Origin of the sequence: Paludisphaera mucosa, assembly GCF_029589435.1 — a bacterium.
Taxonomy (GTDB): Bacteria; Planctomycetota; Planctomycetia; order Isosphaerales; family Isosphaeraceae; genus Paludisphaera; species Paludisphaera mucosa.
Map to the genome: position 1 here is coordinate 2,018,970 of NZ_JARRAG010000001.1, position 21,429 is coordinate 2,040,398.

General features: G+C 67.7%; 15 protein-coding genes. 5 read left to right on the plus strand and 10 right to left on the minus strand.

The genetic code is table 11. From position 1 onward, the window contains the following. Positions 1–3 precede the first annotated feature (3 nt). Both PZE19_RS08060 and PZE19_RS08065 read right to left on the minus strand, forming a co-directional pair. Positions 4–660, minus strand: coding sequence for a 3-keto-disaccharide hydrolase (locus PZE19_RS08060; RefSeq protein ID WP_277860069.1), 657 nt, complete (start codon positions 658–660; stop codon positions 4–6). Positions 661–796: 136 nt separating this feature from the next. Then, the gene (locus tag PZE19_RS08065) at positions 797–2,377 is read right to left on the minus strand and encodes an NAD(P)/FAD-dependent oxidoreductase (protein WP_277860070.1); all 1,581 of its coding nucleotides are present in this window, start codon (positions 2,375–2,377) and stop codon (positions 797–799) included. A gap of 326 nt (positions 2,378–2,703) precedes the next feature. Here PZE19_RS08065 and PZE19_RS08070 point away from each other — a divergent pair, with 326 nt between their 5' ends. Continuing rightward, a complete protein-coding gene (locus tag PZE19_RS08070) occupies positions 2,704–2,997 on the plus strand; it encodes a hypothetical protein (protein ID WP_277860071.1) in 294 nt (97 codons plus the stop codon). 82 nt (positions 2,998–3,079) lie between these two features. On the opposite strand, the gene PZE19_RS08075 is transcribed toward PZE19_RS08070, so the two are convergent. From PZE19_RS08075 to PZE19_RS08095, 5 genes are all read right to left on the minus strand, one after another. Next, on the minus strand, positions 3,080–5,509 hold the full coding sequence (locus PZE19_RS08075) for a DUF3536 domain-containing protein (protein ID WP_277860072.1): 2,430 nt from the start codon (positions 5,507–5,509) through the stop codon (positions 3,080–3,082). Positions 5,510–5,623: 114 nt separating this feature from the next. After that, positions 5,624–6,622 (minus strand): CAF17-like 4Fe-4S cluster assembly/insertion protein YgfZ, encoded by a 999-nt coding sequence (gene ygfZ / locus PZE19_RS08080; RefSeq protein WP_277860073.1) that lies wholly within the window; start codon positions 6,620–6,622, stop codon positions 5,624–5,626. Positions 6,623–6,728: 106 nt separating this feature from the next. Continuing rightward, positions 6,729–7,937 carry a lactate racemase domain-containing protein gene (locus PZE19_RS08085; protein WP_277860074.1) on the minus strand — a complete coding sequence of 403 codons (1,209 nt, stop codon included), beginning with the start codon at positions 7,935–7,937 and terminating at the stop codon, positions 6,729–6,731. A gap of 129 nt (positions 7,938–8,066) precedes the next feature. Then, positions 8,067–8,945, minus strand: coding sequence for an SDR family oxidoreductase (locus tag PZE19_RS08090; RefSeq protein WP_277860075.1), 879 nt, complete (start codon positions 8,943–8,945; stop codon positions 8,067–8,069). A 12-nt stretch (positions 8,946–8,957) separates the two neighbouring features. Continuing rightward, positions 8,958–9,323 (minus strand): cupin domain-containing protein, encoded by a 366-nt coding sequence (locus tag PZE19_RS08095; protein WP_277860076.1) that lies wholly within the window; start codon positions 9,321–9,323, stop codon positions 8,958–8,960. A gap of 326 nt (positions 9,324–9,649) precedes the next feature. Between PZE19_RS08095 and PZE19_RS08100 the strand changes: the two genes are divergently transcribed. Then, positions 9,650–10,570 (plus strand): dihydrodipicolinate synthase family protein, encoded by a 921-nt coding sequence (locus tag PZE19_RS08100; RefSeq protein WP_277860077.1) that lies wholly within the window; start codon positions 9,650–9,652, stop codon positions 10,568–10,570. 24 nt (positions 10,571–10,594) lie between these two features. On the opposite strand, the gene PZE19_RS08105 is transcribed toward PZE19_RS08100, so the two are convergent. Further along, a complete protein-coding gene (locus tag PZE19_RS08105) occupies positions 10,595–11,398 on the minus strand; it encodes a 3-keto-disaccharide hydrolase (RefSeq protein ID WP_277860078.1) in 804 nt (267 codons plus the stop codon). Between the two features lie 245 nt (positions 11,399–11,643). On the opposite strand from PZE19_RS08105, the gene PZE19_RS08110 reads away from it, so the two are divergent. Next, the gene (locus tag PZE19_RS08110) at positions 11,644–15,108 is read left to right on the plus strand and encodes a WD40 repeat domain-containing serine/threonine protein kinase (protein ID WP_277860079.1); all 3,465 of its coding nucleotides are present in this window, start codon (positions 11,644–11,646) and stop codon (positions 15,106–15,108) included. Here PZE19_RS08110 and PZE19_RS08115 read toward each other — a convergent pair. Next, the gene (locus tag PZE19_RS08115; protein WP_277860080.1) at positions 15,037–15,753 is read right to left on the minus strand and encodes a hypothetical protein; all 717 of its coding nucleotides are present in this window, start codon (positions 15,751–15,753) and stop codon (positions 15,037–15,039) included. The genes PZE19_RS08110 and PZE19_RS08115 overlap by 72 nt on opposite strands. A 250-nt stretch (positions 15,754–16,003) precedes the next feature. On the opposite strand from PZE19_RS08115, the gene PZE19_RS08120 reads away from it, so the two are divergent. Further along, on the plus strand, positions 16,004–18,040 hold the full coding sequence (locus PZE19_RS08120; protein ID WP_277860081.1) for a S46 family peptidase: 2,037 nt from the start codon (positions 16,004–16,006) through the stop codon (positions 18,038–18,040). Between the two features lie 180 nt (positions 18,041–18,220). Here PZE19_RS08120 and PZE19_RS08125 read toward each other — a convergent pair whose 3' ends face one another. Next, positions 18,221–18,703 (minus strand): HNH endonuclease, encoded by a 483-nt coding sequence (locus tag PZE19_RS08125; protein WP_277860082.1) that lies wholly within the window; start codon positions 18,701–18,703, stop codon positions 18,221–18,223. 292 nt (positions 18,704–18,995) lie between these two features. Between PZE19_RS08125 and PZE19_RS08130 the strand changes: the two genes are divergently transcribed. Then, positions 18,996–21,416, plus strand: a complete 2,421-nt coding sequence (locus PZE19_RS08130) for a PAS domain S-box protein (RefSeq protein WP_277860083.1) — start codon at positions 18,996–18,998, stop codon at positions 21,414–21,416. Positions 21,417–21,429 lie beyond the last annotated feature (13 nt).

Below are 21,429 nucleotides of genomic sequence, written 5' to 3' on the forward strand. Positions count from 1 at the left end.
CCGTCAGGGCTTCGCGGGTTCGGCCTTGAGCTCCCTCACTTCGAGGGCTCGGAAGGCGATCGTCCCGCCGTGGTTCTGGAGGCAGACGTTGCCCCTCAGGGGCTTGTCCTTGATCGCGTCGATCCGACTCTGGTCGACGTCCTGGATCAGTTTATCGTTGAGCGTCACGCGGATGCGGGGGCCGTCGCACGTGACTTCCAGCGTGTTCCACTCGCCCGCGGGCTTTGCGGCGTTCTGGCGGGGGGCGACGTAGCGGTAGAGCGAGCCGGTGCTGTGCGTCGTGGGCGGCTTGCCCGCGTCATCCATCAGTTGCAGTTCATAGGAATAGAACGAAGGTCGCGTGCCGCGTGAATCTTCGGGGTCGAACGCCCGCGTCCGCACGCCGAGGCCGCTGTTGCATCCGGGAGCCATGCGAAATTCGACGTGGAACGTGAAGTCGGCGAACTCCCGATCCTTGTACCGCAGGAAGCCGAAACCCTTGCCGTGACAGACGAGCAGGCCGTCCTCGACGACCCATACGGGGTGCTTGACGCCGTCGCGCACGTCATCGACCACGCCCTCGGCGACCCAGCCGGCGAGCGTCTTGCCGTCGAACAAGGAGATCGCCGGTCCTTCTGCGGCCAAGCCGATCAGGCTCAAGGCGAGCAACACGGTGGTCATGGGTCATCACATCGCGAGAGGATCGCCGAGAGGCGTCGTTCGGCCGAACCGGGACTTGGGATTTCGCCGAGGATCCTATCACGAGACGATGCGATATGCGAGACGCTGAGACACATGCCGAGGAGTTCGCACTCACTCAGGCCGACTGGACTCGCCGCGGCACCGCGCGGCCGACGCCCGGCGTCTGGACGTCGTCGGACGGGCCGTCTTCATGGTATTCGGCGTCGGTGTTGACCTTCCAGGTGTCGTAGCTGCCGTGGCCGAGGATGTTCCGAGCTGCGAGCAGGGCGGTCATCATCGAATGGTCTTGATTATTGTATTTGTGCATACCGTTGCGGCCAGCCAGCTCCAGATTCTCGAGCTTGGAGAGCCAGTCGCGGATGACGGCGAGATGTTGCTGATAGACGTCGTCGTAGACCGGGTAGGCCTTGGGCATACGCACGACGCAGCCGTCGATCACGTCCTTCGCGGCGACGAGTCCCATCGCGTCGATCTCGCGACGCCCGAGCGCGAGCAGGTCGTCGTCGGACATCGTCCAGAGGTCGTCGCCCTCGAAACAGAAGTACTCCAGGCCCAGGCTGGACTTCGACGGGTCGGGGACGAGGTGCGGCGACCAGTTCTTGAAATTCTGGATCCGCCCAACCTTGACGTTGGGCTCGTGGACGTAGATCCACGTGTCCGGGAACGTCTCGGCGCGATCGACGATCAGGACCACGGAGAGGAAGTCACGATAGCCCAGCGACTCCGAGGCACTACGGACCTCGTCGGGGGCGGCCGGGTTCATGGCCCGGATCAATTCGCGGATCGGCAGCGTGGACAGAAAATGGCGGCCCGTATAGCGGTAGGAACGGCCCACAACATCTTTGGCCACGACCGCCGTCACGGCCGAGCCGTCGTGGTCGATCCGAACGACGCGTCGGTCCATGTGAACCGCGCCGCCAAGTTCGCGGATACGGTCTCGAGCCGTCTCCCACATCTGCCCGGGGCCGAGGCGGGGGTAGTGGAACTCCTCGATCAAGGTCTTGATTACCTCGCCCTTGCGGGATCCGAGGCCCGACGTGAGGGCCCCGAAGACGGCATGGACGAGACTTAAGCCCTTGATCCGCTGGGCCGCCCAGTCGGCCGAGATCGTGCTGGTGGGCATTCCCCAGACCTTCTCGGTGTACGACTTGAAAAAGGTCTCGAACAGGACGCGGCCGAAGCGATTGACGACCCAGTCCTCGAAGCTCTTCTCGGGGCGGATCGGCCGGAGCTGCGCCATGATATAGCTGAGGAGGATTCTCGCCGACCGCATCAGGCCGAGCTTCCACAGGGCGTCGACGGGCTTGAGAGGGTAGTGGAAGAACTTGCGGTCGTAGAAGATGCGGCTCAGCCGCGGCCGCTTAATGAACTGGTCGCCCAGGATCTCTCGCCACAAGTCGTTGACTTCCTGGCTCTTCGAAAAGAAACGATGGCCGCCGATGTCGAAGCGATAGCCCTTGTACTCGTCGGTCCGGCTGATGCCGCCGACGAGACGGGGGTCGGCCTCCAGGACGGTGCAGGAGCCACCGTTCTTGGACAGCTCGTAAGCTCCAGTGAGCCCCGCGGGACCGCCGCCGGCGATCACCGTCTCATAGGCATCGATGACCGCCTCGGAGCCGGGCTCCTCGACGCGCGTCCAGCGATGGGGGACCGCCCCCGCGCGGGCCGTCGGCGATTGTGGCGAATCCATGCCCATGAGCGGCTCCTCGTCCTCGTCCTGAATAGGTGGCCGTAGCGCATGCGACGACCTGAGGCGCGGATCATCCGCGGCCTATGCTTCCAATCTATCGGCGACGGGCGGACCGAGTTTTGGCATAAATATCGGCCACGGTCAACGCCGATCAAAATCGCTACGACCTGTCGGCCTTGACCGGCGACAGCCGATCTTCAGAATGGCCGAACCAATTGGATGGGCCGACGGTCGCTGCCGGTCGGTCGTCAATCGGCGCCCGCCCCGAGCCTCCCTCCTTCGGACGGGGGGGCGGTTCCCCCGGGCGAAAGTCCCCCAGGAAATCCAAAACCATGACTGCCGAACAGTTCGAGACGGTCCTCGAAGAGATCCGCCGTCGTCAGGGCACGCGTCATCCGCTGGTACAGGTCGCCACGGCGGGCCGCACGATCCGGGGACGCGTCGGCGATCTCGTCGTGGACCGGACGCAAGCCCGCCACGCCAACACCCCCTACGGCATCGTCACGATGGAACAGCCCGGCCTGGTCCCCGGTCCGCTCATGTTCGTCCAGGTCGCCGAGATTCTCGAAGACGGCGTCCGCGAGCTTCCCGTCCGCCAGCCCGCCCTCGCCTCCTCCGGCATCTGATCGACCGGCGTCCTTGCGATCCCGACGAGACCGGCGCCCAGACGATCCGTCTCGGCGCCGGTCTCGTTTCGCGCCCCTCGCGTCAGGGCCGCCAACCCAGGATGCTCGGCGCAACGCCCAGTCGGACGGCGAACTTCTGAAAGGTCTGGCGGAGCACGTCGTCGAGCTCGCCGGCTTCCGTCAGGGCGTGATAGGCGTCGAGGAAGAGATTCTGCGACTGCCAGAGATCGGGTTTGATCCCGAGCACGGCGGCCGCGTCGAGCAGGCGTTCGGCATGGCTCGCAGCGGCGGCCACGTCGGCGCGTCGGAGGTCGCGCATCGAGCGCTGGAGCCCCTCGGAGAGAGCCTTGCCGAGCACCTCGGCCTTGGGCTTGTAGTTCCATCCCCGGCCGCGCTCGCACAGGTGCTCGATCTTGGCCACCCGTGTTTCGTCGCCCGCGATCAGCTCCTCGATCTGTTCCTCGAGGCTGGAGTCGAGAAACGTCATCGCCGCCGCACGGAGCGGGCTGGGGATGGGATGGTTCAGCTTACCGAGGCGGTTGAGGACCTCCTCATCCTGGTTCGCGAGCCTGGTGAAGGCGCGACGGTAATCCTCAAATCGGTCGGCGAGGACGATCGCGATGATCCGCCGCTGCTCGTCCCGAAACAGGTCGTCGAGTCGATGTTCGACGCCGGGGAAGTCGTGGTTGAGGAGCGTCAAGACGTCGGCCAACGAGCCCGAGCGATACGTCGCCATCAGCCTGGAGGCGAACGTCTCGAACCGCGTGGGGTCGTATTCGTGACTCAGGACGGTGTGGAAGTCGAGCCCGCCGAAGTGGACGACGACGAAATGACTTTCGGCCTTCCGCCATGTCCGTCGCGACCTCCCCACGAGCCGGCCGACGGCCAGGTGGCCCGCGCCGCGAGTCCGGATCGCGACGTCGGAGGCCTCGACCTCGTAGGCCTGGGCGTCGTCCTTGCGGGAGTCGTCGCCGTTCTGATAGATGAGGCTGATGGCGTGGTGGGCCAGGACTCGGTCGAGGTCGACGACGGCGGGCCGCACGCACTGCTCCCAGACGCCGCGGCCGTCGGCGTACTGGGCGACGTTGCTCGGCGCCTTCGCCAGGGCGGCGACGAACTCCTCCTCAAGTTCACGGCCGAAGTGTCGGGCCATCGAGATCGCCCGCGCCGCGTACTGGAGGCACTGGGTCGTTTCCAGGCCGCTAATCTCGTCGAAGAACCAGCCACATGAGGTGTACATCAGCATCGAGTCCAGCTGGATCTCCATCAATCGCAGCGCGTCGGTCGTCTGCTGGGCGTCGAGATCGGTGTGGGCGAACTCCTGGAGGAACGTCCTTACCGTATCGGGATCATATCGATCAAGAATGACCCGGATGTAACCGTCGCGCGCCGCCCAGGGGTCGGGGAAGGAGGCCCGCCCGCGCATGGCCAAGAGATGATCGAGGTGCTTCTTGAGGCCGTCGAGCGCCGCGCGGAGTGGGGCCCGCCACTTCTGGTGCCAGTCGCCTCGCGTCTTGCATCCGCAATCGGAGCGCCAGCGCTCGACGCCGTGGGAGCAGCTCCACGAGCTGTTCTCGTGGATCTCCACCTCCCACGCCGGCGGGTGCAGCTCCAGGAACTCGCCGTAATTCGTGAGCCGGACGTCGGGGTCCTGGGCGAGCCGCTGCAGGACGTAGGCGAGCGCCATGTCGCCGTGGGCGTGGTGGTGGCCGTACGACTCGCCGTCGGTCGCGATGTGCATGAGCTGAGCGTGCTCGCGACGGTCGTCGAACCCGCCCATCAGCCGGGCGTGGAACTTCTCCCCGCGATCCAGAAGGCGTTCGAAGGCGACCTGCTGCGACACGATTCCGTCGTAGAAGAACAGGGCGATCGATCGCCCCGACGGGAGCCGCTGCACGTAGGCCCGGGACGGGTCGACCCCACCGTGATCGCTCCAGGCCTTCTCGCCGATCCGCCGCCACCGCCTGGCCTGGCGCGGGGCCAGGACGGTGAACTTGACGCCGGCTTCGGCGAGGGCCTCCAGCGAGGCCGTATCGACGGCCGTCTCCGCCAGCCACATCCCCTCAGGATCGCGTCCGAAGCGGCGCCGGAAATCCTCGACCCCCCAGAGGACCTGGGTCTTCTGGTCGCGGGCCGTCGCCAGAGGCATGATCATGTGATTGTACGCCTGGCCCAACGCGTTGCCGTGGCCGCCGCGACGTTCGCGGCTGAGGCGGTCGGCCTCGACGATCTTCTCCAGAACCTCGGGCGCCGAGGCCGCCATCCAGTGCAAGAGCGTGGGCCCGAAGTTGAAGCTCATCCACGCGTAATTATTTAGGATGTTGATGATCCGGCCCCGGTCGTCGAGCAGCCGGGCCCGCGAGTTGGGGGCGTAGCTCTCGTGTGAGACCCGCTCGTTCCAGTCGTGGAACGGGGCCGCGGAGTCCTGGATCTCGACTACTCCCAGCCAGGGGTTCTCGCGGGGGGGCTGATAGAAATGGCCGTGCACGCAGATGTATCGGAGTCGCGACATCATTCGGCTCGTTTTCCGTTGCGGACGCGCGGCGCCGAGCGTCGACGAAGCGGCCCTGACTAGGATTCAGCGAGGGACGGACGAGGACGCCGGGGAGGGACGGCGGCCGTCGTCTCAGGAGCGACGGGGGAGCATCGGCCAGTCGGAGACGGTCGCGGAGAACGTCGCGCCGTCTTCGAGGCGCTTCCAGGACAGCTCCGCGCCGGGAGAGGCGTGGGAGACGCGGACGATCCCCAGGCCGACGGCCGCGTCCCAGCCGGGCGAGAACGCCGCCGAGGACACCGAGCCGACGGCCTTGCCCTCGGCCTCCAGGATCGCCCCCGCAGGAGGCACCGGATCGCCGGCCCGGAATCGGAGCCCCTTTAAAATCTTGTTCACATGTCCCAGAGCGTCAAGTCGAGCGACCGTCTCCTGCCCGAGATAGCAGCCCTTCACGAAGCTGATCGCGCGATCGTCGCGGCCGATCTCCTGTGGGAGAGTCTTCTCGGTGATCTCGCGGCCGAAGACCGGCGTCCCGGCCTCGATGCGGAGGGCCTCGAATTCCTCGGAGTCCAGTTCGACCAGGCCAGCCCCGCGCAGCCCCTCGCCGACCGCGGCGACGTCGCCGAATGAGATCAAGGTGAAACCCGGCCGGCCGGTCGGCGATTCACGGACGCAGAGGATCTCCAGGCCGTGGACCTGGGTGGCGATCGACGAGAGGTCTTTCCCGTCGGGCAAGGTCGCCCCTTCGGACTGCAACCATTCCGCCGCACCTGGACCGACGACGTGATACTCGGTCGATCCCGCCGAGACGTCCTCAATCCCGACCTCGTCGAAGATCCCGTACTTCTGGAGATGGGGCAGGCCCAGGGCGAGGCCGTCGTGGTCCGTCCGCAACAGGATCGAATCGGGCCGGGCGTGGATCGAGACGAAGGCGAGCGTCTTCCCCTGCGGGCTCGTGACGAACGCCTCGCAGCCCGACCCGACGGGCAGACGTTTCACGTCGTTCGTCGTGAGGTTCTGGAGAAATTTCGCCCGATCGGGACCGGCAACGTCCAGGCGGACGCGCGAGGATCGATCGATCCATGCAACCCCTTCGTCGGCCGCCCGGTACTGGTCGGAACTCGTGCTCATCGTGGACTTTGGATTAGCTCAGGGTCGCCGGAGCAAGGAACGCGGGCCCGCCGATCGCGAGCCAGTCGTTCGATTATAGCTCAGACGCCCCTGGACGTCTCCCCGATCAGGCGTCGGAGTTTCGAGCCTCGGCGCGGACGCGATCGGAGCGGCCGACGACCAGGCAGGAAGGGGACCGCACGGCGAGCCGCCGGACTTCCTCGGGGCGATCGAGCGGGATCATCGAGAGATCCTCGACCATCCCCGGATCGAGGCGGCTCAGGAGATAGACGTCGGCCCACGCGAGGACGTGCGTCAGCGTCCGCGCGAGCAGGAAATCGGGGTCGGACTCGCGGCCGGCGAGGATCTCGTGTGCATTCTCCTCGTCGTCCGCGGCGGCCAGGCGCTGCATGGCCGGCCCGAGCGGACTCTCGACGCGTGAGAGGACGGCGATCTTGCCCCCGCGCTGGACGAGGCGGCTCGCCGTCGTCAGGCCGGCGACCAGGTCTTGCAGATTCGCCGGGCCTTCAGAGCCGCCCACCCCGGCGATCACCAGTTCGGCGCGGGCGGCCGGCCGAAAGCTCCAGTCGCGGTCGAGCCTCGTCAGTCCCGCATCGCGTACGTCCTCGCTCTTGCCCGCCACGAACGCGACCGGACCTCGCGAGCCGGGGACGATCCCGATCTGGAACTGCGACCCCAGGAGCCAGCCGACCTCGAACGCTTCGGCGTCGGCCGTTAGTGGTGACGCGGCACCAGGCTCGACGTCGTGAAACTGGCGATGCGTCTCACGCGATTCCGCGTCGCTCAGGCCGGGAAAAAGGACGCTCCAGGGGCCGTGCGGCCCGGCCAACGGGTCCTGCCGCAGAAAGCCGATTGGCAGCACGACATCCGCGTCCGTGAGCGTCCGATTCAGATAGACGCGGCTCTCCTTCGACGTGGTCGCGAGGTAGGCGAGCCGATCGCGATTCGTTGGGTCATGCACCTCCGTCGCCACGCCTCGCGACACGGAGACGACCGCGCCCACGCGCCGCGAGGCCTCGACGATCGTGATCGCGTCGGGTTCGACCCCCGCGCCTTCGAGCACTTCGGTCACGACGTCGAGGATCTTCCGGGGGTCGGGCAGATCCGGGTCGAGGGCGATCGCAACCCGGTCGCCGGGCACCACGTTCTGCCGCAGTGGCGGGTAGTTCCGGGGACGTTCCAGGGCCTCGCGCAGGGCCGACTCAGCATCCTCGCCCGCCATCCCCACGGGGGGCGTGAAGGCCTCGACCTCGGCATCGTCGACCAATTCCAGGTCGAGCCGTTCGCTACCAAACTCGATCACGTAACGCGACACGCGCACTCGCTTTCAGCGCATTCGGGAGCCGGCGACGAAGCGTCGGCGCGGCGGGGTCGATCCATTCCAGGAATGATAGGGGGGCGGGCGGAACGTGGTCAAGCGAAGCGACTGCGGGCGTTCGCCCGCTCAAGCCGCGGGCGCGGCCAGGCCGGTCATGGCCTCGCTCACGTCCCACAGCCGCTTGGCCGCGGCGGCGTCGTTCGCGGGCCGCGACGATCGAGCCGGCCGGCTCTTCACGAAATAATCGCCCGAAACGTCCGCGACCTCGGGAGAAGTCGCGAGATAGAGCGTCGTCGCGGCCCCCTGCTCCGGCGTGATCGCGAAGACGTTGGCGAATCCGCGCATCACCCGTCCCTTCCAGGTCTCATTCCGAAAGATCTGCGTATTTACGTAGCCTGGGTGCAACGCATTCACGGTGATCGGCTGCCCCTTGAGCCGCCGGGCCAGCTCGCGCGTGAAAAGGATGTTGGCGAGCTTCGATTGCTGGTAGGCCCGCCAGCCGCTAAATCGTCTCCGGCCTTCCAGGTCGTCGAACGACATGCTGACGCCGAAATGGGCGCCGGAGGCGACGTTCACGATCCGCGCCGAGGGCGCGGCCCGCAGCAAAGGCAGCAGGAGGTTCGTGAGCAGAAACGGGGCGAGGTGATTGACGGCGAAGGTCATCTCGACGCCGTCCACGGTCTCGATCCGTTCGAGATAAATCCCGCCGGCATTGTTGACCAGCACGTCGAGCCGTTCGGTACGCTTGCCGATCTCCTCGGCTACGGCGCGGACGGCCGCCTGGGACGAGAGGTCGGCGGCAAGCGGCTCGACCTCGGCGTCATCCACCTCGGCGCGGATTCGGCGGGCCGCATCGGCGGCGGATTCGGACGACCGGCCCACGAGGAACACGCGGGAGCCCGCGCCGGCCAGGCTACGGGCGGTTACGAAGCCGATTCCGGCCGTCGCGCCAGTGACCAGGACGGCCTTATCCTTCATCGCGGGAATCGCGGGGTCGTTGACCATGTCGTCTCCGTCTCACTCCGGGTCGCGGCGGGCGGAGTCGAGCGTAAAGGCCGGGAGGCAGACGGCCAGATACTCGGCGCCTTCCGCCTCGGGCGTGCTGTAGCGTACCCACTCGCCGGCGGCGACCTGTACCGCCTGCCCGGCTCGGACTTCGAGGACGCCCTCATGATACTCCACCCGGAGCAGGCCGCGGAGGACGACCGTATACTCTTCGAACGTCGGAGTCTGCCCTGGTTCGACCCAACCGCCGGGACTCCGCATGTGGGCGATGCTCACGCCCGCCTCCCGGGTGTTCACGTTCCCGACGTATTCGTCGATCAACTTCGGCTTGGTGCCGGCGGCCTCGACGCGGCTGGGCCCGGCGATCAGGGTGGGCATGGACGATCCTCGAACGGTCGGGAATTGGATGATAGGCGAATGCTACAGACGTCGCGCAGGAGGCGTCAAGCGTCGGCATCGCCAGGGGCTCGACCTCCGGACTGCATACTCGACGTTGAACGCCTCCCGACGATCCGTGTGCGGTTGCGACGCAGATGATCGAGGGCGCCGGATGCAGGGGTTGAGCGAGCGGTTCTCAATCGAGTGGACTTTTGCGGGCGACTCATGGATTCTTCGTCCAGCCCGGCCCGAGTAAACTGGGGATCTCCAGTCGCTGCGGAAGTCGCGGCGAAACGCTTGAGACTGCACCTCACGGGAGCTCCCCCATGCCAGGGCCGCTGACGGGACTGATCCCCGCCCCCCACACACCTTTCCGCACCGACGGCGGGCTGAATCTGGAGGTCGTCGACCTTCAGTCCGAGTTGCTTCGCGAGGTGGGCGTGACCACGGTCTTCGTCGGCGGCACGACAGGAGAATGGGCGTCGATGACCCTGGCCGAGCGGAAGGCCGTGACGGAGCGCTGGTGTCGAACCGCCGGAGGTTCCTTCCAGGTCGCGGCCCACATCGGCGCGAACTGCCAGTCCGACGCGATCGAGCTCGCCCGGCACGCCCGCGACGCCGGCGCGGTCGCCGTGGCGGCGATGTCCCCCAGTTTCTTCAAGCCGGCGACGACCCGGGATCTGGTCGAGTTCTGCGCGCCGATCGCCTCCGAGGCAGAGCCGCTGCCGTTTTACTACTACGACATCCCCGGCATGACGAATGTCCGCCAGGCCATGTCCGAATTCCTCCACGAGGCGCGGTTTCGGATCCCGACCCTCCGGGGGCTGAAGTTCTCCCACACCGACATCGTCGAACTTCAGGAGTGCGTCCGGCTCGACGGCGGGAGGTTCGACGTCCTCTTCGGCTCCGACGAGGGCCACCTGGCCGGGCTGGCGCTGGGCGTCCGCGGGGCGGTCGGCAACACGTTCAACTTCGCCGCACCGGTCTATCGACGGATCGAGGCCGCCTTCGCCCGCAACGACCTGGAGACGGCCCGCCGCGAGCAGGGGAAAGCGATCGATATGGTCAAGGCGCTCCAGGCCTTCGGCTTCATGCCTGCGTCGAAAGCCGTCATGGCGATGCTCGGGGTCGACTGCGGACCGGTCCGGTCGCCGCTCCGCACCCTCGATCGGTCGGAGAAGCTGGCTCTCTGGGAGCGGCTCTCGGCGATCGACGTCTTCGCTCGGCCGCTCCGCAAGCCGGAATGACCGAGCACCGCCCGGGGATGCGACTCATTCGTCGAGCAGCATGATCTCGACCTTGCGGAACTCGACGGGGTGGGACTCGGCCTGCAGGGCGATCCAGCCGCCCGCGAGGTCCTTCCGGCCATCCTTGATCAGCCGGGCGGACTGAGGATCGTTGGCGTCGAGCTGTGGCTTCTCGTACTCCATGACCAACTCGCCGTTGACGTAGTTCTTGATCGGACCGAAGCCGTGGCACTCGACCTCCACGGTCACCCACTGGTCCCCTCGAAAGGTCTTGGACTTCGAGTCGGTGCAATGCTGGGTGATCAGCTTGCCGCCCATCGCGTAGACGGTCCCGGGCGAGCAGACGTTGGCCGTCGGCCGCTCGCCGCGCTCGCCGCCGCCCAGGAACTGGATCTCGAGCGAGGACGGGAAGTCCTGGTCCTTCGTCATCGTCGTCGGATCCTGGCAATAGAGCATGGCCCCGCTGTTGCGGACGGCCCAACCCGGCCCGCCGGGACATTGATCGCCCACGAAGCGATACTCGACCCGAAGTCGGTATTTGGAGAACGGTTGATAGAAGAACAAGTGTCCGAACTCGCCGTCGAACTTGTCCCACTTCTCGTACGTAACCTTGAGGACGCCGTCGTCGACGCGAAAAGTGTCGCGATAGTTCTCGCCGAGCGGACTCTTGGCGAACTTGGGGATCCAACCCTCCAAATCCTTGCCGTTGAATAGGCTGGTCCAGCGGCCAACCTGGGGCGCGGCCGGGGTCTGGCCCGACGAAGGGCTGGCGGCGACAAGGACGCCCATGAGCAGTCCGACCGCAAACGAGAGGCGTGACCGACGCATGGCAAAAGGCTCCTGAACCGGGACCAGTCGAGGCGATCGCGACCCGCTCATCATCGCGCCCTGTTGAGACTTCGTCCAGGGGCCGTCGCGTGACGCCTGATCAAGCATGAACGAACTCACATTCATGCTTTAGATGATCACATGCCGATCTCGCCAGTCCGGACGACTTGAATCGAGTCCGTGCTCCGGGCGATAATCGGGCTCGGATCACCACCTAACCTCAATCGAGAAACGGAAATCGGCCGATGCCCCCCGAGCCGCCGTACGATCGTGACGAGGGATCCGCCACGCCCACCATGGTGGAAGGTGCGCCGCTCGGCGATTGGTCTCACGAGCTGGGCGAGCGGGACCTGGCGCACATCCGCGAGATCCTCCAGCGGATCGACCAGGAGGCCAGCCGATCGATTCCCACGACCCCCACGACGCTGGCCGCCCTGGGCCCGTACAGGGATCTGGTCGAAATCGGTCGGGGCGGGATGGGCGTGGTGTACCGCGCCGTCGATCCCGACACCGGCGAAGTCGTGGCGGTCAAGACCCCGTCTCCGGGCCTGATGATCATCCCCGCCGCCCGACGTCGCTTCCGTTGCGAGGCCGAAGTCGTCAGCAGCTTGAACCATCCGGGGGTCGTCCCGCACCGGGGCTCGTTCGAGGACGATGGCCGCTGCTACATCGTCAGCGACTACTGCGACGGCCCCGACCTCGACGCCTGGCTGAAGGCGAGGAAGGCGCCGATCCCGCCTCGGGAGGCGGCCCGGATCGTGAGGGAGCTGGCCGACGCGATCGCCCACGCCCACGACCGGAACGTGCTGCACCGCGACGTCAAGCCGTCGAACGTCCTGCTCCCGGGATCGCGATTGATCTCCGACGCCGAGGAGCTTTCGCCCCGGCTGACGGACTTCGGGCTCGCCAAGCTGATCGACGACGGCCGATCGCTCGTCGAGGCCGCCACGGCGACCGGCCTCCTGCTGGGCTCACCGCCCTACATGGCGCCCGAGCAGGCCTCCGGCCGCCGCAAGGACATCGACCGGCGGACAGACGTCTACGGGCTCGGGGCCGTCCTCTACGAATTGTTGACGGCGCGCCCGCCGTTCCGCGGCGAGAACCCCGCCGAAACCATCCGCATGGTGCAGGCCGACGACCCTATCCCGGTGCGGGTCCTGAGGCCGGGCGTGCCTCGCGCGCTGGAGACGATCGCCCTCCAGTGCCTGGAGAAGTCGCCCGATCGCCGCTACCAGACGGCCGACGACTTGCGCGACGACCTGGACCGGTTCCTGGCCGGCCGGCCGATCCTGGCCAAGCCGATCGGCACGATCGAACGTCTCCAACGCTGGTCGCGGCGACGGCCCAAGCTCTCAGCGGTCCTGGCGTCCGTGCTGGTGGGGACGCTCCTCGTGATCTCCGTGATCGTCGCGATGAATCACTCGCTCCGCCGCGAGCGCGATCGGGCCGACCAGTCGACCTACGCCTCGAAGGTGCCCCTCGCGCGGCGCACACTCGACGCGGGCCAGCTCGGCCGGGCCCAGCTCATCCTCCGCGGCCTGATCCCCGAGCGCGGCCAGACCGACCGCCGCGAGTTCAGCTGGTACTTCCTCCAGGCCCTCGCGGGGAGCGAGGCCAGGATGCTTCCCGGGCACGCCCTGGGGCTCGGCAACGCGGCCTTGAGCCCGGACCAGGGCCGCATGGCCTCCGGCAACCTGGGCCGCACGCTGGAAGTCTATGACTTGCAAGCTGACCGCGTGGTCTGGTCGGAGTCGATCCCCGGGCTCGGCTTGACGGCTCGGCCGGCCTTCTCGCCCGACGGCCGACTCCTGGCGTTCCCTCTCGCGGCCTGGGACGTCTCGCGAGCCGCGGCCTCGCACCGGATCGAGGTCCGAAGCGCCGATACGGGCGCGATCCTGGCGCGCCGGCCCGTGCCGGGGACGCGCGAGGTCCTCTCGGTGCACTTCCTCGATGACGATCGCCTGGCGGTCCTCCTGCCGACCGGCGGCCCCGAGGGGCCGTCGACAGCCGAGGTCCATTACTGGTCGAGCCGCCAGGGCCTGCCGGAGTTTGCAGCACCTGTCGAGTTCGCCGCACACCGGGCGACCTCGCCCGACGGGCGATTGTTTGCGGCGGTCGACGCCGCCGGCCGGCTTGGGATCTACGACGTCACCCTCCGCACTTGGCGCCCCCCCTTCCCGGAAGTCGCCCCATGGGCCGCCCTGTACGTCGGGTTCGCCGAGGACGGCCAGCGGCTCGCCGTCGCCCGCGCCGACCAGCGCGACTTGATGATCTTCGACGTCGCGACGGGACGGCCCCTGAGGCGGCTCCCGGGGTTGGCGTCCGAGATCCTGGAGGTCGCGTTCCAGCCCGGCGGCGAGGCGATCCTGGTCCGCGATGGTTCCCAGGAGGTCCGGCTGATCGACCCGGCCCGGGGCGTGGACGTCCAGGTCTTCGCGCCGACCGAGCAGCCGGGCGTCGCGACCAGCCGCATGCGATTCACGCCCGCCGGGGATGCGTTCCTCATCCATCGCTCGGCGTACCAAGGAACCGATCATATCCAAGTGCGATCGAGCCTCGACGGGCGCATCCTCGGCGAGTCGCCCGGCCGTTACAAGGCGCACGGCGGCGACTGGCTTATCCGGCGGTCCGATCCTCCAGTCTTGATCTACGGCCTGGGCCGCCTCGCCTGGCGATGGGATTGGTCGAGCACGATCGACGGCAGGCCCGCGGAGCGTTTCCAGGCTCATGCCGACGAAATCTGGAAGGTCGCCTACAGTCCGAGCGGGTCGATCCTCGCCACAGCCGCGAACAACGACCACGATCGCCATACGATCAAGCTGTGGGAGGTCCCGTCCAATCGGCCGATCCGGTCGTGGGAGGATCTCGACTCCACGGCCTCCGACCTGGCCTTCGCGCCCGACTCGAGCTGGATCGCCACGACCCATTTCGAGAAGCGGCGCGCCTTGCGGATCCGACCTACGCGCGGCGAGGGGCCGCCGACCTATGTGGAACTGCCGGACGGCGAATGGGGCCGAGCCGTAGATGTCGACCCGGCGGGCCTGCTCGTCTACGTCGGGGGCGACCGCGGGACCGTGCTCGCCTGGGACGTCAGCCGTGGAGCGACCGCCTGGGAACTCCATCCCCCGCCCGACCCGCCCGGGGTGAAGTCCCGCGTGCGGATCCACGATTTGGTCGTCGCCCCGGGGGGCCGCCGCCTGGCCGTCGTCGACGACGAGGGCAAGGTCCGCATCCGCGACGCGGCGACGGGCGAGCTCGTGGCTTCGTACCAGGGCCCCGCCCCCATGTTCGCCGCGGCCTACAGCCCTGACGGCGACACGCTCGCCGCGGCCGACCAGGAGGGGGCGATCCACCTCCTCGACGCCCGCACGCTACGCCCGACCCGGGTTATCACCGGCGACGACTGCGACCTCCGCGCCCTCGCCTTCAGCCCCGACGGCCGCACGCTCGCCGCCGGCGGCGTGGGGCGGATCGTCCGCCTGCTCGACCCGTTCACCGGCGAGGAACTGCTCGCTCTGGGCGGTCACGAGGCCCAGATCAACTCGATCACCTTCTCGCCCGACGGGACCACGATGGTCTCGGGCGACCATTCCGGGACGATCCGGTTCTGGCGCGGGCCACGCGCCTCCCGACCCGCCTCACGGACGGCGAGCGCCCGCCCCCCCGGGCTTCACCACCAGATCGTCGAACATGCCCTTGTCGTCGAATGATCCCAGGCCGATCCGACCATTGGCGAAGGTCTTGTCGTGGGCCGTCATGATCGGCTTCTGAAGGTCGTCGAAATAAAACTCGACGAGCCCGGATTCCGGTTCGCGCACCAGGCGGACCTCGTGCCAGCCGTCGGTCCACTCCACCCCCTTCGTGCGCGTCTCGGCGATCGACACCCGCGGCTCGCCGTTCACGAGGAAGACGCTGTGCGCATGGGGGTCGGCCTCCTTGGCCATGTGGACGTAGTAAAAATGCGACGGGTCGACGTATCCGAAGATCAGGCAGAGATCGCGATGGCCGTAGTCCTTGACCGTGGAGCGGACCTTGACCCGCAGGTCGAACGCCCCGAACTCTTTCCCCTCGGCCAAAGCTATGTTGAGAGGCGAGCGGACTTTGGGCTCGTACTTGCTGACGCCGAACAGCTCCAGCACACGGTCGCCGTCCTGGGGATCCTTGGCGATTCGCCAGGCCGAGGCGTCGGTGAACGCCCAGCCGGTGGCTTGATCGCGCTCGAAGTCGTCGCGGAGCAGCGTCTCCCCGAGATTGCGCGGGGGCTCGTCGAACGGGTCGGGTGCCGCGGAGCCGAGGACCGTCGCGCACAGGACCGCGGCGGCGAACGCCTTCATTCCGGCTCGGTTCGGTCTCACGGTCGAGGCTCCTCCCGCTCAGGGGTTCGAGGTTCGGTCGCCTCGAATTAGACCCGATCCCAAGGCCCGATCAAGGCCCCACCGGCCAGGGGGCCGAGCCCCGTCGGAGGCGCCGCACCGTCTTGACACGCGCCGCGCGGCGGTCGGATGATGCACCATCGGCCTCGGGCCGACTGTTCTCATCCTGGAGGCCGGGCTCATGTCGCTTCGACGGCGGTCGATTTCGATATTCACAGGCACTTGCATCATCATGTCCATGACGACGGCTCGCGGCGACGAGGGGATGTGGGTCTTCAACAACCTGCCGCTCGAGACCCTCAAGGCCCGCTACGGATTCACGCCCCCGCCCGGCTGGGCCGAGCACCTCCGGTCCTCGGCCGTGCGGTTCAACAACGGCGGATCGGGCTCGTTCGTCTCGGCCGACGGCCTCGTCATGACCAACCACCACGTCGGCGCCGACACCCTGGCCAAGCTCAGCACGTCGGACAAGGACTTCTACAAGACCGGCTTCTACGCGAAGACCCGGGACGAGGAGGCCAAGGCCCCCGACCTGGAGCTGAACGTCCTAGTCGCCATCGAGGACGTCACGACCCGGGTGAACGCCGGCGTCGCCCCCGGGATGGACGACGCCGCCTCGGCCGCCGCCCGCCGCAAGGCCAGCGCCGAGATCGAGAAGGAGTCGACCCAGAAGTCCGGGTTGCGGAGCGACGTCGTCACCCTATACCAGGGGGGCCGCTACCACCTCTACACCTACAAGAAATACACCGACGTCCGTCTGGTGTTCGCGCCCGAGTTCGACATCGCCTTCTTCGGCGGCGACCCGGACAACTTCGAATACCCCCGATACGATCTGGACGTCTGCTTCTTCCGAGCCTACGAAAACGACAAGCCGGCCCGGATCGAGCATCACCTGAAGTGGAGCCCCGACGGTGCGAAAGTCGGCGAGTTGGTCTTCGTCGCCGGCCACCCCGGCCGCACCAACCGCCTGAACACGATGGCGAGCGTCGAGTACCTCCGCGACATCGGATTTCCCGCCCTCCTCGACTGGCTCTTCGCCAAGGAGGCTTTCCTGCTCGAATACGGAAAGAAGGGCGACGAGGCCTTCCGCCAGGCGAAGGAAGAGCTGTTCTCGATCCAGAACAGCCGCAAGGCCCGAGTCGGCGGCCTCGACGGGCTGAAGAATTCCACCTTCATGGCCGGCAAGCGCGAGGCCGAGCAGGAACTTCGGGCCCGTGTGGCCGCCGACCCCGCGAAGAAGGACGCATACGGCGCGGCGTGGGACCGAGTCGCCGAGGCCCAGCAGGTCGCCGCCCGGATCGCCCAGTCAAACCAGTTCCTGGAGCGGGGTCGGGGGCTCGACTCGACGCTTTATCACATCGCCCGCGATCTCGTCCGACTGGCGGCCGAGAAGGCCAAGCCCAACGCCGACCGGCTCAAGGAATACCGCGAATCGGCCCTGGAATCTCTGGAGCTGGAGTTGTTCTCCGAGGCCCCGATCTACCTCGAGTTCGAGCAGGCCAAGTTCGCCTTCGGGCTCGCCTACTGGAAGAAGGTCGCCCCCGACAGCCCGATCGTGGCCCGCATCCTCTCCGGCCGCACGCCCGAGCAGGCCGCGGCCGAGTTGGTCGGCAAGTCGAAGTTGGCCGACGTCGCGACCCGCCGCAAGCTGGCCGAGGGAGGCCTCGCCGCGATCGAGGCGAGCGACGACCCCATGATCAAGCTGGCCCTCGCCGTCGACCCCGAGGCCAGGGCGATCCGCAAGGTCCGCGAGGATCAGGTCGAGGGGGTCGAGGCCGCCAACTACGCGCTGATCGCCAAGGCCCTGTTCGAGGAGTTGGGCGACAAGGTCTATCCCGACGCCACCTTCACGCTCCGCCTGGCCTTTGGCGCGGTCAAGGGGTTTACGGTCGACGGCAAGGCGATCCCCCCGTTCACGACCATCGGCGGGGCATTCGAGCACGAAAAAGCCCACGGCGCCCAGCCCCCCTACGTCCTTCCCAAGTCGTGGCACGAGGCCAAGGCGTCGGGCGCCCTCAAGCTGGAGACGCCCCTCAACTTCGTCTCGACGGCCGACATCATCGGCGGCAACTCCGGCAGCCCGGTCGTCAATAAGGACAACGAGGTCGTGGGCCTGATCTTCGACGGCAACATCCAGTCGCTGGTGCTGGACTTCGGCTACGAGGACGCCGTCGCCCGCGCCGTGTCGGTCGACTCACGGGGGATCGTCGAAACGCTCCGCTCGGTCTACCACGCCGATGATCTGCTCAAAGAGCTGACCGCCCGCTGAGCCCACGTCGGAGCTCGGGCCGGAAATCGGCCCGAGCTCCGACGCGAACGCCACCGGCTCCGCGACCGGGCCGGACGATGCTCTTCCCCGTCCCGACCGCAGTAGGAGCCGTGCCGATGCGCGGCCGCTCGCCGTTCCCGGTCCTCGCCGACAACTTCGGCCGCACGCCGGAAGGCGAGTTCAATCCCGCGATCGTCGCAACGTTGAAGATCTGGATGGACGGTCTAATCCCGTCCGATCCGAAGCCTGGCCCATGGGACGCCAGCGTTCGGCTCGTTTCACGAGAAGACGAGTTACGAATGCCTCGTAATCGTCGGCCGAGCGTCGCTTCTTGGGGTCCCAACGGCGGCCCTTCTCCCAGTTGCATCGGCCATGGACCGCGGCGAGGTTCGCCGGTTCATCGGTCCCTCCGCGGCTTCGCGCGCGGATGTGCTCGAGCGTCGCGCCCGCCCCGGTCGCCGCGTCGAAGGCGATCGGTCCATTGCAGATCAGGCATTTGCCGACCCAGTCGCCCCCGCGGCGCTCGAATGTGACGTCGCTCTGGGCGGCCAGGTCCAGCTTGTCAGCGATGGTCACGCGGCAATCCTCCCTCGTTCCCGGCCATCCGGCTTCGAGCGGCCGGCTCGCGGCGAAGGATGGTCTGAAACGACCGAAATCCATCATGGCATTTTGTCCATCTTAGGGCCGCGCCCGCCAGTTCATCCAGCCAGGGGGAGAAACGTGGCATGTTGAGGGGGTTCCAGGGCGACTCGGGGCCCCGGTATGAACTAGTGTGGAATTGGGAGGAAGGAACGCTCGCCGCGGAATCCTCCCCGCCCCGACCGCCGGCGACGAAGCCGTGACGCTCGGGCTTTGAGACAAGACGATCGCGAAGGAGCGGTCCGATCCGATGACTCATCACGGTGGATCGAACGAACCTGCCCCCCCCCTCCCCGTCGCGGACGCGAGACGCGGGTTGAGCCCGATCGAGCCGCCGTCGGAGCCGAAGATCCACCCTGCGCGCGCCTCGAATCCGGGCGAAGAGGATCCCAAGTGTGGCCGCGGCAGGCCGACGAGCGCCGAGCTGGCCAACCGTTACGAGCTGGCGATCCGGGCCACCGGCCAGGTCTTCTATTTCTGGGATGCGGAACTCGATCAGATCCTGAAACTGGGCCCGAACTGCGAAGAAATCCTCGGTTACCGGCCCGAGGAGCTGGCCGGCGGCTTGGACCGTTGGATCGGGCTGATCCACCCCGACGACCGCGCCGGCTTCCTGGCGGTCGTGACGTCGCCCACGAAGTCCGATACGTCGTACCGTTCGCAGTACCGGCTGCGTCACAAATCAGGACGATACCTGATCGCCCGCGACGAAGGACGGTATCTGCTGAACGCGTCGGGCATGCTCGTGCAGGCCGTCGGCTTCATCACCGACGTCACCGAGCAAGTCCGGGCGGACGAGCGCCGGCGCCATCGCGAGTCGACCCTGCTCAGCTTCTTCAACGCCGCCCCCGAGTCCCTTTTCGTGACCGAGATGCTCGATGACGACATCCGCATCCTCTCGATGAATCCGGCGGCGGTCGGCCTCATGGGGCGCTCCGAGGAGAAGGTCCTCAACCACACGATGGCGCAGCTCGGATATCCCCGATCGGACATCGAGCTCTGGCTCGGGCGATATCGTGAATGCATCCGCACCGGACGGCCTGGATGTTACGAGTTGTCCCACGAGACCGCCTCGGGAGCGGGATGGTTCACCGTCACGCTGGCCCCGATCCCCGGGCTGTCGGCGGGCCCCCCGCGCTTCGGCTTCATCGCCGAGGACGTGACGGCCCGCAAGCTGGCCGAAATCGAGTTGCAGGCCGCGGCCCTCGAACGTCAGCAGATCATGGACGCCATCCCCGACATCCTCTACGTCCTCGACCGCGAGAGCCGGCTCGTGTCCTGGAACCTCAGCCTCGAGCGGGCCACCGGGTGGACGGCGGAGGAGCTTCGCGGCCGCCCGGCCGCGGAGTTTTTCCCGCCCGAGGAACGGTCGATCGTCGCGGACGGGATCGCACGCACGGTCTCGGATGGTCGGGCCATGATCGAGGCGACGCTCCTGCGACGGGACGAGACGCCGATCCCCTACCATTTCGTCAGCGCGCCGCTACTGGACTCCGGCGGAAATCTGGTGGGCCTCGCGGGCATCGGCCGCGACATGACGGAGCGGCGGGCGCTGGACCGAGCCCTCCGCGAGCAAGCCGAGGCCGTCGAGACGATCAATCGGGTGGGGCTCTCGCTGGCCGCGGAGCACGACTCCGAGGCCCTCGTCCGGTCGATCAGCGAGGCGTCTCGATCGCTGTCGGGAGCCCGCTTCGCCGCCTATTTCCCCCTGGAACACGCGGGGCGGCCCCCACTCGCACCGCACGTCTGCGCGGCCGCCGGGCGGCCCGGCGTCCCGCGCCTCTGCGTCTGCCTCTGCGTCGAGCTGTTCGGCCCGGTCTTGCGAAGATCGGAGATCATCCGCGTGGACGACGCGGAGGCCGACCCGCGATTTCGCCGTTTCGCCGCGGAACCCGGCCTGCTCGGCTGCGCGGGGGTCGCCAGCCTGATGGCCGTGCCCGTCAAGTCCCTCGGCGGCGAGGTCCTGGGCGGCCTCGTACTGGCTCACGAACGGCTCGGCGTCTTCGACGAGCGCGCCGAGCGGCTGGTCTGCGGCCTGGCGGCCCAGGCCGCGGTCGCGCTCGACAACTCCCGCCTGCTCGAGGGCCTCCGCGAAAGCCGGGCCGAGGTTGAGGCGGCCTACGACGAGACCATCGCCGGCTGGGCTCGCGCGCTGGACCTGCGCGACCACGAGACCGAGGGGCACAGCCGACGCGTCACCGACCTGACCATCCGGCTCGCCGACGCCATGGGGATGTCCCGGGAGGACCTGGTCCACGTTCGTCGCGGCGCCTTGCTGCACGACATCGGCAAGATGGGCGTCCCCGATGGGATCTTGCGAAAGCCCGGACCTCTCGAAGACGCGGAATGGGAGATCATGAAGCGTCACCCGGCCTATGCCTTCGAGATGCTCAGGCCGATCTCGTTCCTATGCCGCGCGCTCGACATCCCGTACAGCCACCACGAGCGATGGGACGGCGGCGGCTACCCGCGGGGCCTCCGGGGGAGCCAGATCCCCCTGGCGGCGCGGATCTTCGCCGTCGTCGACCTGTACGACGCCTTGACCCACGACCGGCCCTACCGCTCGGCCTGGCCGGCGGAACGGGCCCTGAGTCACGTCCAGTCGCTCTCCGGCACGCACCTCGACCCGACGGTCGTGTCGGCCTTCCTCCGCCTCTTGAACGAGCGGGCCGACCCGGCGCAGCCGGCTTACCGCAACAGCTCGGGCCCTCGGCCCCGTCAATGCCTCCCGAAGTGACGTCCGGCACCAG

Excerpts from the sequence above, each read along its gene's own strand:
- PZE19_RS08060 (WP_277860069.1), bottom strand. The coding sequence starts at position 660 with ATGACCACCGTGTTGCTCGCCTTGAGCCTGATCGGCTTGGCCGCAGAA.
- PZE19_RS08065 (WP_277860070.1), bottom strand. The coding sequence starts at position 2,377 with ATGGGCATGGATTCGCCACAATCGCCGACGGCCCGCGCGGGGGCGGTC.
- PZE19_RS08070 (WP_277860071.1), top strand. The coding sequence starts at position 2,704 with ATGACTGCCGAACAGTTCGAGACGGTCCTCGAAGAGATCCGCCGTCGT.
- PZE19_RS08075 (WP_277860072.1), bottom strand. The coding sequence starts at position 5,509 with ATGTCGCGACTCCGATACATCTGCGTGCACGGCCATTTCTATCAGCCC.
- ygfZ (WP_277860073.1), bottom strand. The coding sequence starts at position 6,622 with ATGAGCACGAGTTCCGACCAGTACCGGGCGGCCGACGAAGGGGTTGCA.
- PZE19_RS08090 (WP_277860075.1), bottom strand. The coding sequence starts at position 8,945 with ATGGTCAACGACCCCGCGATTCCCGCGATGAAGGATAAGGCCGTCCTG.
- PZE19_RS08095 (WP_277860076.1), bottom strand. The coding sequence starts at position 9,323 with ATGCCCACCCTGATCGCCGGGCCCAGCCGCGTCGAGGCCGCCGGCACC.
- PZE19_RS08100 (WP_277860077.1), top strand. The coding sequence starts at position 9,650 with ATGCCAGGGCCGCTGACGGGACTGATCCCCGCCCCCCACACACCTTTC.
- PZE19_RS08105 (WP_277860078.1), bottom strand. The coding sequence starts at position 11,398 with ATGCGTCGGTCACGCCTCTCGTTTGCGGTCGGACTGCTCATGGGCGTC.
- PZE19_RS08110 (WP_277860079.1), top strand. The coding sequence starts at position 11,644 with ATGCCCCCCGAGCCGCCGTACGATCGTGACGAGGGATCCGCCACGCCC.
- PZE19_RS08120 (WP_277860081.1), top strand. The coding sequence starts at position 16,004 with ATGTCCATGACGACGGCTCGCGGCGACGAGGGGATGTGGGTCTTCAAC.
- PZE19_RS08125 (WP_277860082.1), bottom strand. The coding sequence starts at position 18,703 with ATGATGGATTTCGGTCGTTTCAGACCATCCTTCGCCGCGAGCCGGCCG.